This is a genomic window from Mycobacterium sp. (assembly GCF_039583785.1).
Classification (GTDB): Bacteria; Actinomycetota; Actinomycetes; order Mycobacteriales; family Mycobacteriaceae; genus Mycobacterium.
Map to the genome: position 1 here is coordinate 1 of NZ_JAVKSG010000017.1, position 15,204 is coordinate 15,204.

Annotated in this window: 15 protein-coding genes; 7 read left to right on the forward strand and 8 right to left on the reverse strand. The window is 66.1% G+C overall.

Annotated features, from left to right (window positions below; all coding sequences use genetic code 11):
- Window positions 1-170: 170 nt before the first annotated feature.
- From fadA6 to ipdE1, 4 genes are read right to left on the reverse strand one after another with little or no spacing between them, the layout of a single operon-like run.
- Window positions 171-1,340, reverse strand: a complete 1,170-nt coding sequence (gene fadA6 / locus ABDV69_RS08165; RefSeq protein ID WP_343573145.1) for a steroid 3-ketoacyl-CoA thiolase FadA6 — start codon at window positions 1,338-1,340, stop codon at window positions 171-173.
- 2 nt (window positions 1,341-1,342) lie between these two features.
- Window positions 1,343-1,936, reverse strand: a complete 594-nt coding sequence (gene kstR2, locus ABDV69_RS08170) for a TetR family transcriptional regulator KstR2 (RefSeq protein ID WP_343573147.1) — start codon at window positions 1,934-1,936, stop codon at window positions 1,343-1,345.
- A complete protein-coding gene (ipdF, locus tag ABDV69_RS08175) occupies window positions 1,933-2,721 on the reverse strand; it encodes a (5R,7aS)-5-hydroxy-7a-methyl-1-oxo-2,3,5,6,7,7a-hexahydro-1H-indene-carboxyl-CoA reductase (RefSeq protein WP_343573149.1) in 789 nt (262 codons plus the stop codon). The genes kstR2 and ipdF overlap by 4 nt, the downstream gene beginning before the upstream one ends.
- Complete coding sequence (ipdE1, locus tag ABDV69_RS08180; RefSeq protein WP_343573150.1) at window positions 2,718-3,875, reverse strand: acyl-CoA dehydrogenase IpdE1; 1,158 nt, start codon at window positions 3,873-3,875, stop codon at window positions 2,718-2,720. Before ipdE1 ends, ipdF begins: the two co-directional genes overlap by 4 nt.
- A gap of 93 nt (window positions 3,876-3,968) precedes the next feature.
- Here ipdE1 and fadD3 point away from each other — a divergent pair, with 93 nt between their 5' ends.
- The 7 genes from fadD3 to ABDV69_RS08215 all read left to right on the forward strand — a co-directional run bounded on the left by fadD3 (window position 3,969) and on the right by ABDV69_RS08215 (window position 10,494).
- Entirely contained in the window at window positions 3,969-5,492 is a 1,524-nt protein-coding gene (gene fadD3 / locus ABDV69_RS08185) for a 3-((3aS,4S,7aS)-7a-methyl-1,5-dioxo-octahydro-1H-inden-4-yl)propanoate--CoA ligase FadD3 (protein ID WP_343573151.1), read from the forward strand.
- Complete coding sequence (locus ABDV69_RS08190; RefSeq protein ID WP_343573153.1) at window positions 5,493-6,626, forward strand: acyl-CoA dehydrogenase family protein; 1,134 nt, start codon at window positions 5,493-5,495, stop codon at window positions 6,624-6,626.
- Window positions 6,623-7,579 (forward strand): acyl-CoA dehydrogenase family protein, encoded by a 957-nt coding sequence (locus tag ABDV69_RS08195; protein ID WP_343573155.1) that lies wholly within the window; start codon window positions 6,623-6,625, stop codon window positions 7,577-7,579. The genes ABDV69_RS08190 and ABDV69_RS08195 overlap by 4 nt, the downstream gene beginning before the upstream one ends.
- On the forward strand, window positions 7,576-8,550 hold the full coding sequence (locus ABDV69_RS08200; protein WP_343573157.1) for an acyl-CoA dehydrogenase family protein: 975 nt from the start codon (window positions 7,576-7,578) through the stop codon (window positions 8,548-8,550). Before ABDV69_RS08195 ends, ABDV69_RS08200 begins: the two co-directional genes overlap by 4 nt.
- Before the next feature lie 34 nt (window positions 8,551-8,584).
- On the forward strand, window positions 8,585-9,766 hold the full coding sequence (locus ABDV69_RS08205) for a pyridoxal phosphate-dependent aminotransferase (RefSeq protein WP_343573159.1): 1,182 nt from the start codon (window positions 8,585-8,587) through the stop codon (window positions 9,764-9,766).
- A 105-nt stretch (window positions 9,767-9,871) separates the two neighbouring features.
- Window positions 9,872-10,120: a hypothetical protein gene (locus tag ABDV69_RS08210; RefSeq protein ID WP_343573161.1), complete on the forward strand. Its 249-nt coding sequence runs from the start codon at window positions 9,872-9,874 to the stop codon at window positions 10,118-10,120.
- A complete protein-coding gene (locus ABDV69_RS08215; RefSeq protein ID WP_343573163.1) occupies window positions 10,120-10,494 on the forward strand; it encodes a type II toxin-antitoxin system PemK/MazF family toxin in 375 nt (124 codons plus the stop codon). The genes ABDV69_RS08210 and ABDV69_RS08215 overlap by 1 nt, the downstream gene beginning before the upstream one ends.
- A gap of 512 nt (window positions 10,495-11,006) precedes the next feature.
- Here the strand turns inward: ABDV69_RS08215 and ABDV69_RS08220 are convergent.
- Genes ABDV69_RS08220 through ABDV69_RS08235 form a run of 4 tightly spaced genes read right to left on the reverse strand, consistent with a single transcriptional unit; the run spans window position 11,007 to window position 14,956 of the window.
- The gene (locus ABDV69_RS08220) at window positions 11,007-11,909 is read right to left on the reverse strand and encodes a PstA family ABC transporter permease (RefSeq protein ID WP_343573165.1); all 903 of its coding nucleotides are present in this window, start codon (window positions 11,907-11,909) and stop codon (window positions 11,007-11,009) included.
- Window positions 11,910-11,925: 16 nt separating this feature from the next.
- Window positions 11,926-12,921, reverse strand: coding sequence for a phosphate ABC transporter permease subunit PstC (pstC, locus tag ABDV69_RS08225; protein ID WP_343573167.1), 996 nt, complete (start codon window positions 12,919-12,921; stop codon window positions 11,926-11,928).
- A gap of 35 nt (window positions 12,922-12,956) precedes the next feature.
- Window positions 12,957-14,072, reverse strand: a complete 1,116-nt coding sequence (gene pstS, locus ABDV69_RS08230; RefSeq protein ID WP_343573168.1) for a phosphate ABC transporter substrate-binding protein PstS — start codon at window positions 14,070-14,072, stop codon at window positions 12,957-12,959.
- Between the two features lie 44 nt (window positions 14,073-14,116).
- Complete coding sequence (locus ABDV69_RS08235) at window positions 14,117-14,956, reverse strand: ATP-binding cassette domain-containing protein (RefSeq protein WP_343573170.1); 840 nt, start codon at window positions 14,954-14,956, stop codon at window positions 14,117-14,119.
- Window positions 14,957-15,204 lie beyond the last annotated feature (248 nt).

The window sequence follows — 15,204 nt, forward strand, 5'->3', positions numbered from 1 at the left end:
ATCGCCCGTTCCGGGATGGCCTTCGCGGCTATTGCCTCCGAACCCAAGAAGGGCCAGGTGAGTTCGTCCATGGGCGCATGCTGGCACGACCCACCGACACCCCGCGACTGTGCAATTCACGACGCGACACGCCGCTGAGCCGTCGTGGATTGCACAGCCGGCCCAAGGATTTACAGCCGCTCGATGATCGTGACGTTGGCGGTGCCGCCGCCTTCGCACATCGTCTGCAGACCGTAGCGGCCGCCGATCCGCTCGAGCTCGCCCAGCATCGTGGTGAAAAGCTTTGCGCCAGTTGCACCTAACGGGTGGCCCAGTGCGATCGCGCCGCCGTTGGGGTTGACCTTCGCCGGGTCGGCCTTGATCTCCTTGAGCCACGCCAACACTACCGGGGCGAATGCCTCGTTGATCTCGACGGTGTCGATGTCGTCGATGGACAGGCCGGTCTTCTCCAGCGCGTAGCGGGTGGCCGGGATCGGACCGGTCAACATGAAGACCGGGTCGGCAGCGCGGGCGCTGATGTGGTGAATCCGCGCCCGCGGCTTCAAACCGTGCGCCTGCACTGCGCTTTCTGAAGCCAGCAGCACCGCGCTGGCGCCGTCGGAAATCTGGCTGGCCATCGCGGCGGTCAGTCGACCCCCGTCGACCAACGGCTTCAGGCCGGCCATCTTCTCCAGCGACGACTCCCGCGGACCCTCGTCGACGCAGAACGTGCCGTGTTCGGTTTCCACCGCAATGATCTCGTTGTCGAAGTGGCCGCCGCGAATCGCACCGAAGGCACGCTCGTGACTGGTCAGCGCGTACTGTTCCATCTCCTCGCGGGACAGGTTCCACTTCTCGGCGATCAGCTCCGCGCCGCGGAATTGCGAGATCTCCTGGTCGCCGTAGCGGTGCAGCCACTGCTTGGATTCGTTGGTGGGCGAGGTGAAACCGAATTGCTCGCCGACGGTCATCGCCGAGGAGATCGGGATCTGGCTCATGTTCTGCACACCGCCGGCCACGATGACGTCCGCGGTGCCCGCCATGATGGCCTGCGCGCCAAAGGAAATGGCCTGCTGGCTGGAGCCGCACTGCCGGTCCACGGTGACGCCGGGGACCTCTTCGGGATAGCCGGCGGCCAGCCACGAGAGCCGGGCGATGTTGCCGGCCTGCGGGCCGATCGCGTCGACACAGCCGGCGATCACGTCCTCGACCGCGGCGGGGTCGATGTCGACCCGATCCAGCAACCCGCGCCACCCGCGGGCAGCCAGGTCGACGGGATGCACGCCGGCCAGCGACCCGTTGCGCTTGCCGATCGCGGTGCGCACCGCATCGATGACGTATGCCTGATTGTTTGTGGCCATGCTCAACTTCCTTCTTTGGTGATTCCGCCTAGGACGATAGCGAGATACTGCTGACCCACCTGCTGCGCGGTGAGTGGCCCGCCGGGGGAATACCAGCGCACCGACACCCAGGTGGTGTCACGAATGAATCGGTACACCAGGTCGACGTCGAGATCGTGACGGAGATACCCCTCCTCGATGCCCTGGTGCAACACGTCGAGCCACATCTTGCGCTGCTGCTTGTTCAGGTCCTCGAGGTAGGAGAACCGGGGCTGCGGCAGCAGTCGCTTGGCCTCATCCTGGTAGATGACGACCTCGGCGTGCCGATGCTCGATGGCGTCGAACGACGCCATGAACAGGCCCTTGAGCCGCTCCAGCGAATTCGGTTGATTCTCAACGATTTCCTGGTAGCGGGCGAAGAGCCAGTCCATGAACTTGCGCAGCACCTCGTCGACCATCTCTTCTTTGGACGAGAAGTGGTGATACAGACTTCCCGACAAGATGCCCGCGCTGTCGGCGATGTCGCGCACGGTGGTGGCCCGCAGTCCGCGTTCGGCGAACATGGTCGCGGCGAGTGCGAGCAACTCGTCGCGGCGGCTGTTCGTGGGCTCGCTCATGGGTGCTGACTCGACACCGAGATCACTTCTCCGGTCAGATAGCTCGAGTAGTCGCTGGCCAGGAATGCGATCGTCGCCGCCACTTCCCACGGCTCGGCCGCCCGGCCGAACGCCTCGCCGGCCGACAACTGGTCGAGCAATTCCGTCGAGCTGGTCTTGTCGAGGAACTTGTGCCGGGCGATGCTCGGCGACACCGCGTTGATCCGCACCCCGTACTCGACGGCTTCGATGGCGCTGCAACGGGTCAACGCCATCACCCCGGCTTTGGCCGCCGCGTAATGGGATTGCGAGTGCTGGGCCCGCCAGCCGAGCACGCTGGCGTTGTTGACTATGACGCCGCCGTGATCCGCGTCGCGGAAGTACCGCAGCGCCGCACGGGTGGTGCGCAGCACCGAGGTCAACGTGACGTTGAGGACGCGGTCCCATTCTTCGTCGGTGATGTCGACCACCGGGGTCTGACCACCCAGGCCGGCGTTATTGACCAGCACGTCGAGCCGGCCCAACCGTGCTGTGGTGCAGGCGATCAGTGCGTCGACCTGCGCGGTCGATGCGACGTCGCAGACCACGCTTTCCACCCGGCCGAGTCCCAGGGCGGTCAGCTCGTCGCGCGTCTCACCCAACCGTCGTTCGTGGTGGTCGGAGATGACGACGTCGGCGCCCTCGGTGAGCGCACGCCGGGCGGTCGCCGAGCCGATGCCGGTGCCCGCAGCGGCCGTGACGACCACCACCTTGCCCTTCAGAAGGCCGTGTCCGGCAACTTCTTTCGGCGCAACGGCGAGCGTCATCGAGCCTCCCTGGGTAGGCCGAGCACCCGCTCGGCGATGATGTTGCGCTGAATCTCGTTGGATCCGCCGTAGATGGTGTCGGCGCGGGTGAACAGATACAGCCGCTGCCACTCGTCGAAGTCGCCACCGGGCAGCACCAGAGCGGCCTTGCCCTGCACCTCCATCGCGATCTCGCCGAGTTCGCGATGCCAGTTGGCCCACAACAGCTTCGAGACATTGTCTTTCCCGGCCGCCCGGCCGCCTCCCTCGACGTCCATCGTCGCCAACGCGTAGGAGCGCATCGCCCGCAGTCCGGCCCAGGAGCGGGTCAGCCGTTCACGGATCAGTGGATCATCGGCCGCACCAGTCTGTTTCGCGAGATCCACCACGGCGCTCAGTTCGCGGGCATAGACGATCTGCTGGCCGAGCGTCGAGACGCCGCGCTCGAACGTCAGCGTCCCCATCGCAACGCGCCAGCCGTCGCCGGGCTGGCCCACCACCAGGTCGGCCTCGGTGCGGGCGTCGTCGAAGAACACCTCGTTGAATTCCGAGTCGCCGGTGAGTTGCACGATCGGTCGGACATCGACCCCGGGTTGGTCGAGTGGCACCAGCAGATACGACAACCCGGCATGCCGCTTCGAGCCCTTCTCGGTGCGGGCCAGCACGAAGCACCACTGCGCCCAGTGCGCCAGCGACGTCCACACCTTCTGTCCGTTGATCACCCACTGGTCGCCGTCGCGCACCGCGGTGGTGGACACGTTGGCCAAGTCACTGCCGGCGCCGGGCTCGGAGTAGCCCTGCGACCACAGTTCGGTGACGTCGAGGATCCGCGGGAGAAAGCGCTGCTGCTGCTCGGGGGTTCCGTACGCGATCAACGTCGGCCCCAGCAGTTCCTCGCCGAAGTGGTTGATTTTGGCCGGCGCGTCGGCGATCGCGTATTCCTCGTAGAACGCCACCCGATGCGCCACCGACAGGCCGCGGCCGCCATGTTCGACCGGCCAGCCCAGACAGGTCAGGCCGGCTTTGGCGAGATGCCGGTTCCAGGCGCGCCGCTCGTCGAACGCTTCGTGTTCGCGACCCGGTCCGCCGAGCCCGTTCAGGGCAGCGAATTCGCCGACCAGGTTCTCGGCCAGCCAGTCACGCACCTCGGCCCGGAACTCCTCGACGCTTTGCACCCTTGTAGGCTAACCTACCAAGCACTTGCTTTGTTAGCCCGACGGCGATGTACACCTGCCAGCGGCGATAGCAATCAGCACCCGAGGAGTTCGATGTCGAGCCATCCGCAGACCATTCCTGCGGCGTTGGACCACATCGCGGGCGAACTCCCCGACCACGATGCCCTGGTCACCGAGGATCGCACGCTCACCTTCGCCGAACTGCGGGACGAGGTGCGCCGCGCCGCGGCTGCGATGATCAGCCTTGGCGTCGACCCCGGCGACCGCGTCGCGATCTGGTCGCCGAACACCTGGCACTGGGTGGTTGCCTGCCTGGCCACGCATTACACCGGAGCCGTCGTGGTCCCGCTGAACACCCGCTACACCGCCGCCGAGGCCGCCGAGATCCTGGCCCGCACCGGCGCGCCCGTGCTGGTGGCGATGGGCGAGTTCCTCGGCGCGGACCGGGTCGGCGCCCTCGACCGCTCGGCGCTGCCCGATCTGCGGCATGTCGTACGGGTGCCGATCGATGTCGACGACGGGACGTGGGACGAGTTCATCAGTCAGGGAGAAGACCTCGACGCGGCTGACGCCCGCGCCGTCGCGGTCCGGCCCGATGACCTCTCCGATGTGTTGTTCACCTCGGGCACCACCGGCCGCAGCAAAGGAGTGCTGTGTGCGCACCGGCAGTCGCTGGCCGGGTCGGCGTCGTGGGCGGCCGCCGGCAAGATCACCCGCGACGACCGCTACCTCTGCATCAACCCGTTCTTTCACAACTTCGGCTACAAGGCCGGCATCTTGGCCTGCCTGCAGACCGGCGCCACCTTGATCCCGCAGTTGACCTTCGACGCCGAGCAGGCGTTGCGCGCGGTCGCCGCACACCGGATCACCGTGCTGCCCGGACCGCCGACCATCTTCCAGACACTGCTCGACCATCCTGGCCGCGACACGTACGACCTGAGCTCGCTGCGGTTCGCCGTCACCGGCGCGGCGACGGTGCCGGTGGTGTTGATCGAGCGGATGCAGAGCGAACTCGACTTCGACATCGTGCTGACCGCCTACGGCCTGACCGAGTCCAACGGAATGGGCACCATGTGCCGCGCCGACGACGACGCGGTCACGGTCGCCACCACCTGCGGCCGGCCGATCGCCGACTTCGAGCTGCGCATCGACGCCGTCAACGGTGAGGTTCTGTTACGCGGGCCCAACGTGATGCTCGGCTACCTCGACGACCCGGAAGCCACCGCTGCGGCCATCGACTCCGACGGCTGGCTGCACACCGGGGACATCGGACGCCTCGATGCCGCAGGCAATCTCCAGATCACCGACCGGCTCAAGGACATGTACATCTGCGGTGGCTTCAACGTCTATCCCGCCGAGATCGAGCAGGTGCTGGCCCGCCTCGACGGTGTGCTGGATTGCGCGGTGATCGGGGTGCCCGACGAGCGGCTCGGCGAAGTCGGGCGGGCCTATCTGGTGACACGGCCCGATGCCGGTCTCGACGAGAAGTCGGTGATCGCCTACACCCGCGAGTATGTGGCGAACTTCAAAGCCCCACGTTCGGTGCGGTTTGTCGAGTCGCTGCCCCGCAACGCGGGCGGCAAAGTGGTCAAACCGCTACTGCGAGAGTTGGTGTAGATGGATCTGCAATTCGACGACGCGACGCTGGCGTTCCAGCGCGAGGTGCGCGAGTTTCTGTCGTCGCACCGGGATGTGTTTCCAACGCATTCTTACGACACGGCAGCGGGTTTCGAACAGCACCGCCGTTGGGACAAGGTGCTGTTCGATGCCGGGCTGTCGGTGATCACCTGGCCGGCGAAATACGGCGGCCGCGACGCATCGCTGTTGCAGTGGGTGGTCTACGAGGAGGAGTACTTCCGGGCCGGGGCGCCCGGACGGGCCAGCGCCAACGGCACGTCGATGCTGGCGCCGACGTTGTTCGCGCATGGCACCGACGAGCAGTTGGATCGGATCTTGCCCAAGATGGCCAGCGGCGAAGAGATCTGGGCGCAAGCCTGGTCGGAGCCCGAGTCCGGTAGCGACCTCGCGTCACTGCGTTCGACGGCGACCCGCACCGACGACGGCTGGCTGCTCAACGGCCAGAAGACCTGGAGTTCACGAGCACCGTTCGGCGACAGGGCGTTCGGATTGTTCCGTTCCGACCCCGAGGCCCAGCGGCACAGCGGGTTGACCTACTTCATGTTCGACCTGAAGGCGGACGGCATCACGGTCCGGCCGATCGCACAACTCGGCGGCGACACCGGGTTCGGTGAAATTTTCTTCGACGACGTTTTCGTAGCGGATGCTGACGTGATCGGCGCGGTGCACGACGGCTGGCGGGCCGCGATGAGCACGTCGAGCAACGAGCGCGGCATGTCACTGCGCAGCCCGGCACGGTTCCTGGCCTCCGCCGAGCGTCTAGCCGAGGTATGGAAAGCCAACGGCGACAGCTCCTTCGGAGATCAGGTCGCCGACGCGTGGATCAAGGCGCAGGCCTACCGGCTGCACACCTTCGGCACCGTGACCCGACTGGCCGGCGGCGGGGAACTGGGGGCCGAGTCGTCGGTGACCAAGGTGTTCTGGTCAGACCTGGACGTGGCCATTCACCAGACGGCGTGCGAGATTCGCGGCGCCGACGGCGAACTGGCCAGCAGTTGGACGGACGGTCTGCTGTTCGCTCTCGGCGGTCCGATCTATGCCGGCACCAACGAAATTCAGCGCAACATCATCGCCGAGCGGCTGCTGGGTCTGCCCCGGGAGAAGGCCAGATGAAATTCGATCTGGACGAGCAGCAGCGGGACTTCGCTGCCAGCATCGACGCCGCGCTGTCGACCGCCGCCGTGCCGGACGCGGCGCGCGCCTGGGCCGACGGCGACACCGGGCCCGGCCGCAAGGTGTGGGCGCGTCTGGCCGACCTCGGTGTCACCGCGCTGGCGGTGCCGGAGCGATTCGACGGCATCGAGGCGCACCCGGTCGACCTGGTGGTCGCGCTGGAACGGCTAGGCCGCTGGGGTGTGCCCGGCCCGGTGACCGAATCCATCGCCGTCGCACCGGTTTTGCTGGCCAACGACCAACGGTGCGCGGCTCTGGCATCCGGCGAGTTGATCGCCACCGTCGCCCTGCCACCGCGGGTGCCCCGCGCCGTCGACGCCGACACCGCGGGTCTGATCTTGCTGGCCAACCCGGACGGAACAGTCAGCGCGGCAAACACCGGCGAACAGCACGAGTCGGTGGACCCCAGCCGCAAGCTCTTCGACGTCAGCCCAACCGACTCGCCGTGGCAGGCAGATGTGCAGCGCGCCTACGAATTCGGCGCTCTGGCCACCGCGGCGCAACTGGTCGGAGCCGGGCAGGCTCTGTTGGACGCCGCGGTCGACTACGCCAAGCAGCGCACCCAGTTCGGCCGCGCCATCGGTTCCTACCAGGCGATCAAACACAAGCTGGCCGACGTGCACATCGCGCTCGAACTGGCCCGCCCCCTGGTGTACGGCGCTGCGCTGTCAGTGGCCGATTCGTCGCCCGACGCCGCGCGAGATGTGAGCGCCGCCAAGGCTTCCGCGTCGGACGCCGCATTACTGGCCGCGCGATCGGCGTTGCAGACCCACGGCGCGATCGGTTTCACCGCCGAGCACGACCTGTCGCTGTGGCTGCTGCGGGTGCAGGCGTTGCGACCGGCCTGGGGTGACCCGGTAAGCCACCGGCGACGTGTTCTGGAGGCACTGTGAGTGACGAACGGGAATTGCTGCGCGAAACCGTCGCGACGCTGGTGGCCAAGCACGCCTCCCCCGCCGCGGTCCGCGCGGCGATGGCATCCGAACGCGGCTACCACGAACCGCTGTGGCGGCTGCTGTGCGAGCAGGTCGGCGCTGCGGCGTTGGTGGTGCCCGAGGAATTCGGCGGCGCCGGAGGCACTCTCGGTGATGCGGCCGTCGTCCTGGAGGAACTCGGCCGGAACCTGGTGCCCGGCCCGTTGCTCGGTACCACGCTGGCCGAGCTGGCGCTGCTGGCCGCTGACAAGCCCGACGCGGAGACGCTCGGGTCGCTGGCCGAAGGCGCCGCGATCGGCGCGGTGGTGTTCGACCGTGACTATGTAATCAACGGCGACGTTGCCGACGTCGTGATCGAGGCCCACGACGGCACGCTCGACCGGTGGGCCGAGTTCGGCGCCGAACCCGTCGCCGCGATGGATCCGACCCGACGGCTGGCCCGGCTCACGCCGGGCCACACGACACCGCTCGGCGTCGACCCGGGCTTGGCCGAGGCGGCCGCGATACTGCTGGCCGCCGAGCAGGTCGGGGCGGCCACCCGTTGCCTGGAACTGACAGTCGACTACACCAAAGAACGCCGGCAATTCGGTCGCGCGATCGGCAGCTTTCAGGCACTCAAGCACCGGATGGCCGACCTCTATGTCGCCGTGCAGGCGGCGCGCGCCGTGGTCAACGACGCTGCCGACGCACCGTCGGTGACATCGGCGGCGTTGGCCCGCATCGCGGCCAGCGAGGCGTTCAGCACGGTGGCCGCCGAGGGCATCCAGTTGCACGGCGGCATCGCGATCACCTGGGAGCACGACATGCAACTGTATTTCAAACGCGCACATGGCAGTTCGCAGCTGCTGGGTCCGCCGCGCGATCACTTGCGCCGGCTGGAATCCGAAGTGTTCTCCTCCAGCGACGATGCAGAGCGCGCAGCGCGATGAGGAGGAGCCGGGCCATTAATCTAGCCTTGGCGACATGAGCTTGTCCGTCGCACTTCGCGCCGGGGTTCCGCCGTTCCACGTGATGGACGTCTGGCTGGCGGCCGCCGAACGTCAGCGCAGCCACGGCGACCTGGTGAACCTGTCGGCGGGTCAGCCGAGCGCCGGTGCTCCGGAGCCGGTGCGGGCCGCCGCCGTCGACGCGCTGAACCGCAATCAACTCGGCTACACCGTGGCGCTGGGCGTCCCCGAATTGCGGTCGGCGATCGCGGCGTCGTATCTCGACCGCTATGGCGTTCAGGTCGACCTCGACGACGTGGTGGTGACGACCGGCTCATCCGGCGGCTTTCTGCTGACGTTCCTGTCCTGCTTCGACGTCGGCGACCGGGTGGCGGTCAGCAGCCCCGGCTATCCCTGCTATCGCAACATCCTGTCCGCGCTGGGGTGCGAGGTCGTGGTGATCGAGTGCGGCCCGGAGACGCGTTTCCAGCCCACCGCACAGATGCTGGCCGAGCTCGATCCGCCGGTGAAGGGTGTGGTGGTGGCCAGCCCGGCCAACCCGACCGGCACGGTCATCCCGCCCGCGGAGCTGGCGGCGATCGCCTCCTGGTGCGACGGGTCGGGCGTGCGGCTGGTCAGCGATGAGGTCTACCACGGTCTGGTGTACGACGGCTCACCCGAGACCAGTTGCGCGTGGGGCACGTCACGAAATGCGTTCGTGGTCAACAGCTTTTCCAAATATTTCGCGATGACGGGGTGGCGGCTGGGGTGGCTGCTGGTGCCGACCGAGCTCCGTCGCGCGGTGGATCGCCTGACCGGAAACTTCACCATCTGTCCGCCGGTGCTGTCACAGCACGCCGCGGTCGCGGCGTTCACGCCCGAGTCGGTCCGGGAAGCAGAAAAACATCTGTACCAGTACGCGGCCAATCGCGCGACGCTGCTCGACGGCCTGCGGCACATCGGCATCGACCGGCTGGCTCCCACCGACGGCGCCTTCTACGTCTACGCCGACGTCTCCGATTTCACCGACGACTCCCTGGTGTTCTGTTCAACGTTGTTGGCCGACACCGGGGTAGCGATTGCGCCGGGGATCGACTTCGACCCGGAGCGCGGGGGCTCCTACGTCCGGCTTTCCTTTGCCGGGCCGGCGAGCGGCATCGACGAGGCGTTGCGGCGCTTGGCTGCGTGGCTGCCGGGTCGAAAGGGCGGTGGATCGTAAGGCGCGGCGCGCTGTCGGCGTTGCTGACCATCGGAAACCGTTCGCGCAGCACATACGTAAACACAGTTGTTAACAAGTCCATTTACGGGATGGTACGCTGGTGCCATGCTGCGCGTGAGTGACGAAACCCGAGAGCGCATCCATCGTATCGGCCGAGAGGAGTTCGGTGGCGCCTCTGCCGATGAGACCGTGCGACGGCTCATCGACGAGCACTGGCGGTCCGCCGCCATCGCTGCGGTGCACCGGTACCGCGAGTCCGATCCACAGGGCTGGGCGGACTACCTCGCTGAGGCTGACGAGCTCGCGGGCGCCGACGCGCCGATCGGCGATGAGTGGGCGCCGACACGACAGTGATGCGAACCCCCGTTGAACCCGGTCACGTATGGTTCGTTGACTTTGATCCCGTCCGAGGCCGCGAGCAGGGCAAAGACCGCCCCGCGCTCGTCGTCTCGACCCGTTTCCATCTCGACCTGACCATGGGCGAATTGGTCACCGTGTTGCCGTTGACCAGCGTCGAACGACGCGGTTGGATGCACCGAGTCCACGTCGCCTCAGGTGGGGGTTGGGTCATCACCGAGCAGATCCGTACCGTCTCCGCCGCCCGGTTCCGCAGGTACGCGCCCGAAATCACGCTGTCGCAGGACGAGTTGGACGAAGTCCAACACCTGTTGGCCCAGCAGATGCTGATCGTTTCGACCACGAGTACCGACAGGCCATCGTCCCAGTAACGGCCCAGAGTTCGCCACAAGTTCTCGCGGACAGCGACTACCGCGGCGACGCGGTTGGCCCCGACGGGCTACACCGTGCTCGTCGCCGCGATCGACCGGCTTGCTGGCGGCAGCCGAAAACCACGTGCGACGGGTGGCTTGACAGTCGACTGGGCGTCCTGTGCGTCGACTGTGCATCGATAGCGGCCTCCCGCGCCGAACGTGAGCCCAGGGCGACGACGCGCCGAGGAGCTCCGCCCGGTGCGCACACTGAAATCCCTGAGCGCACACTCGATGCCGGAAGCGCCAGGGCAAATCCCGGCAGCGGACGAATTCAGCTTGCGCAGCGTAGTCGCTGCCACGGCCCGAGATTGAGTGGATCACCAGGTGATTGAGAGTCACCTCTAAGCGCCGCCGGTTCGGCCAGCACATGTATAACCACGTCATTGGCCGAGTGCCGTTGCATTGCAAGGCAGTTCGGCCACTCGTATCCGCAACGCAGCGCCGTCCGACGTCGGCCCTGTTCGGGTGCATCAGGATTCGGAATGCCGCCGTGACAATCCGGTGATCAGCCTGCCCAGCACGATAATCAGGAATAGAAACACCACCAGCAGCAGGGCCGCGTCGTAGGACAAGTTCTGGGCAGACCGGGATGGTTGGTTGTAGAAGGTCCAGATCGGATAGGTCAAGTAGCCGACGGGCGAGTGGGTCAGTTGACCGGTGGGTGCGGTATTCGACCAGCCCGCGGTGTAAAGCATCGGCGCCGTTTCGCCGACCGCGAGCGCGAGCGCGACCAGCATGCCGGTGATGATCCCCGGCAGTGCTGATCTCACAACGATTTTGCGCAGGGTCCAACCCACCGGGAGGCCGAGTGCTTCCGCGCCTTCGCGGTAGGAAGTCGGTACCTGACCAAGCGCCGCCTCGGTGGCCTTGGCGATGTAGGGCACACTCATCACCGACAGCACGACGACCCCGGCGGCCAGCGAGAACCCCCAGTCGAAAAAGACCACCAGCGCCAAGTAGCCGACGTAGCCGAGCACGATCGACGGGATGCCCGAGAGCACCTCATAGCCGCCGCGCAGGATCGATCGTTTTCTCCCGGTTGCGAACTCGGACAGATAGAGCCCGGTGAGAACGCTCACGGTGCCGCCCAACAGAATGACGCCCAGCCCCACCACGATCGTGCCGATGATGGCGTTGCGCAATCCACCCCCGTTGCCCTGAGTGTCCTGGATCAGCACGTGCCAGTCGAACACCGGAATCGCGCGAGCGAAAATACCGAACAACATCCACACCGTCGGGCCGACCACCACTGCCAGGCAGCCAAAGCAGGCACTCCAGAACCCAGCATTGATGATCCTGCGCCGCAGAGTAATCGACGACCATCGATGCGGGCGACCGGTTCCGGGCGATGTGGCCACGTCAGACTGTGTCACGTCAGGCTGTGTCACGTCAGATCCCCCGTCCCACCGGCAGAGCGGTGCCCGAGGTGCGGCGTACCAAGAAGCGGGCCGCCACGTTGGTCAGCAGGGTGATCACCATCAGCACCAGACCGGCCTCAGCGAGGGTTTTGACAGCAAAGTTCGTGTAGTCGGTCATCGCCGAATCTAGTTGCGACACAATGGTGGCGGCGATGGTGGTCATCGTCGAGTAGATGTTGGCGGGCATCGCACCGAGCTCCGCGCCGGATACCATCGCGACGGCCATCGTCTCGCCGAGTGCGCGGCCCAGTCCCAACACGACGGCACCGACGATCCCGCTGGATACCCAGGGCAGCGTCACCCGTCGCGCGCGCTCCCAGTCCGAGAATCCCAACGCGGTGGCACCCTCGCGCGGCAACAGCGGCACCTGCCGGATCAGGTCGCGACTGGTGCTGGCGATGATGGGGATAACCATCACCGCCAACACCAGGCCCGACACCAGCATGCCTTCGCCATTTCCGGTATCACCGCGAAAATAATTGAGTACCGGGACGTTCGGAGCGTTGCGGGCAATGACCGGAGCGATGTCGTGCGCGATGAACGGCCCGAACGTCATGGCACCCCACAAGCCGACGATGACGCTGGGAATGCCGGCGAGCAGCTCCAGCACCATCCCGATGGCCGCAGCCAGTCGCCGCGGCAATCGTTCGACTATCACCAACGCCGCCCCGACTGACACCGGTACCGCGATGGCCAGAGCAATCGCCGAGGTCGCCAGCGTTCCGACGATCAGCGGCAGCGCCCCGTAGTACGCGCCGACGGGATGCGCCACGCCGTCGGTGAGTACCGCCGCGCCGTAGGTGTTTCCAGGGTTCCAATCGGTCCCGGTGAAGAAATGCAGTCCGTTCAACCGAGTCGCCGGTAGCGCTTCGATGATCAGCGTGATCAACACGAACAGCACCGCCAACAGCGGCAGCACGGCACCCAGCCCACCCAGGCCTCGCAAAAGCGCGCCCGAGCGGTTCATCCGGCGGAGGCGGTCCCACCGGTTCCCCGATGCGATCAACCTGCGATCTTGGCGATCTGGGCATCGGACATCTTGACCACCGGTTCGGGTAGCGGTTGGAAGTGCACCTTGTCCAGGAACGACGGGGCATTACCGTCGGTAATCGCCCAGTGCAGGAACGCTTGCACCGTCTGGGCGGTCTGACCATCTTTCTGGTGGCTGTCGACGATCGCGTACTCGTAGTTGATGATCGGATAGCCGTCGGGCGCAGGACCATTCACCAGTGAGATGGCCTCGGTCGCCGGGGTCTGCGAGGCGAAGCCGGCAGCCCCAGCCTTGATGCTCTGGACGTCGGGCAAGACGTACTTGCCCGACGCGTTGGCCAATTCCGCTTCGCCGAGGCCTTTTCGGCCGGCCTGATCCAAGAAGCTGATGCCGACGTAGGCGACGCACCCGGGCGTGGCGGCGCAGCCGGTCACCATGCCGCCGTTGCCATTCTCGCCGAGTGCTCCGGGCACTGCCGGGAAGTCGACGGTCGTGCCGAAGCCGGGCGATTTACCCCAGCCATCCGGATCCTGCTTGGACAGATACTGCGTGAACAGGAAGGTGTCACCCGAGCCGTCGGAGCGATGCAGCGGAACAACCGGCGTGTCAGGCAGATTCACACCTGGATTGAGTGCAGCGACCGCAGGGTCGTTCCACGTTTTCACAGTGCCCCGATACATGTCCGCCAGCACTTTGCCGTTGAGCTTCACATGCTCTTTCACACCGGGCAGGTTGTAGTTGATCTGCTGCGCCGAGATGGCCAGAGCAATGTTCATCAGCGTCTTGTGCGCAGCCATGTCGCCCTCGGACAGATAAGCGTCCGACGCACCGATGTCGACGGTGCCGGCAGCAGCCTGAGAGATGCCCGTTCCCGATCCCGTGGCCTGAGCGTTGATCGACACGTTGGGGTACTTCTGCTGGTATGCCGGGCCCCAGAGACCGAACAGTGGATAAAGCAGGGTGCTGCCGGTCTCGGATATCGTCGTAGGCGACGACGCCGGTGCCGTCGCGACGGCGCCGCCGGCGGGCGCGGAACTACTCGAACCACCGGTCGAGTGCGAACCGCAGGCTGCGACGGCCAGCATCAACGCCGGGACCGCCACCATGCTGCTCAGTCGAAATGTCACTTTATTTACCTTTCATCAAGCTGCGGGAACTCGGTGGATTCGGGCTAACTGGTCGGGGATGCGATTACTCCCGGGTCGGCGAGAGGTGGCAACGTGCGCCCGGAGATGTAGCGGGCGGTTTGCTCATGCTTGGGTGACGAGAACACCTGATTCGTGGGTCCAGCCTCGACCAACCTGCCGTCGAAGAACAATGCCGTCCGGTCGCCGATGCGGGCCGCCTGGGCCAGATCGTGGGTCACCACGATCACCGTGAGGCGATCGGCAAGCGACCGGATGAGTGTCTCGATCTTGTCGGTCGACGTCGGATCCAGCGACGATGTCGGCTCGTCGAGCAGCAGTACACGTGGCTCCACCGCCAGCGCGCGGGCCAGACACAACAGTTGTTGCTGTCCGCCGGAGAGCCGGAAGGGGGAATCGCCGAGGCGGTCTTTGACCGCCGACCACAGGCCGACCTCGGTGAGCCTGACTTCGGCGACGGTTGCAAGCTGTTTTCGCGGCGCCCGCCTGTGGGCGCGCACCCCGGCCACCACGTTGTCCAAAATCGACATCGGAAATGGATTCGGGCGCTGGAACAGCATGCCGATTTCGCGACGAAACTCCATGACATCGGGTTGATCGAAGATGCTGCGCCCGTCGAGCAACACGTCGCCACTGCGGCGGTATCCAGGCACTTTGTCGTTCATCCGGTTCAGCGTGCGAAGAAACGTCGTCTTACCTGAGCCGGTCGGACCCAGTAAGCAGCTGACGGCGCGGGCCGGCAGATCCAAGCTCACGGCTTCGAGCACGGTGTGCCCACCGAAGCCCAAGGTGAGGTCCACGGCTGCAAGCGTGGCAGAGGAGTTTTCGCCGCAGGGCTTGGCCCTGTCCGCGGTTTCAAGACGCATCGAGAACCACGCTACGCATCAACCCGCCGCAAATCCCAGTCTGAGTTCACTTTGCATGCATCTTCCATCTATCCTCACAGACTCCGCTGTTCATGCCCAGTTGACTTCCAGGAACGGTTTGTATAGTAACGATCAGTCGGATAGGAGGCCGCAATCGCGTGACGCCGGATCGCACGGATCCACTCAATACCCCGGCGGTCGTCCAGTTACCCCAAAGGAGTTCCGTTGCACAGCAACAGGTTTCGTGC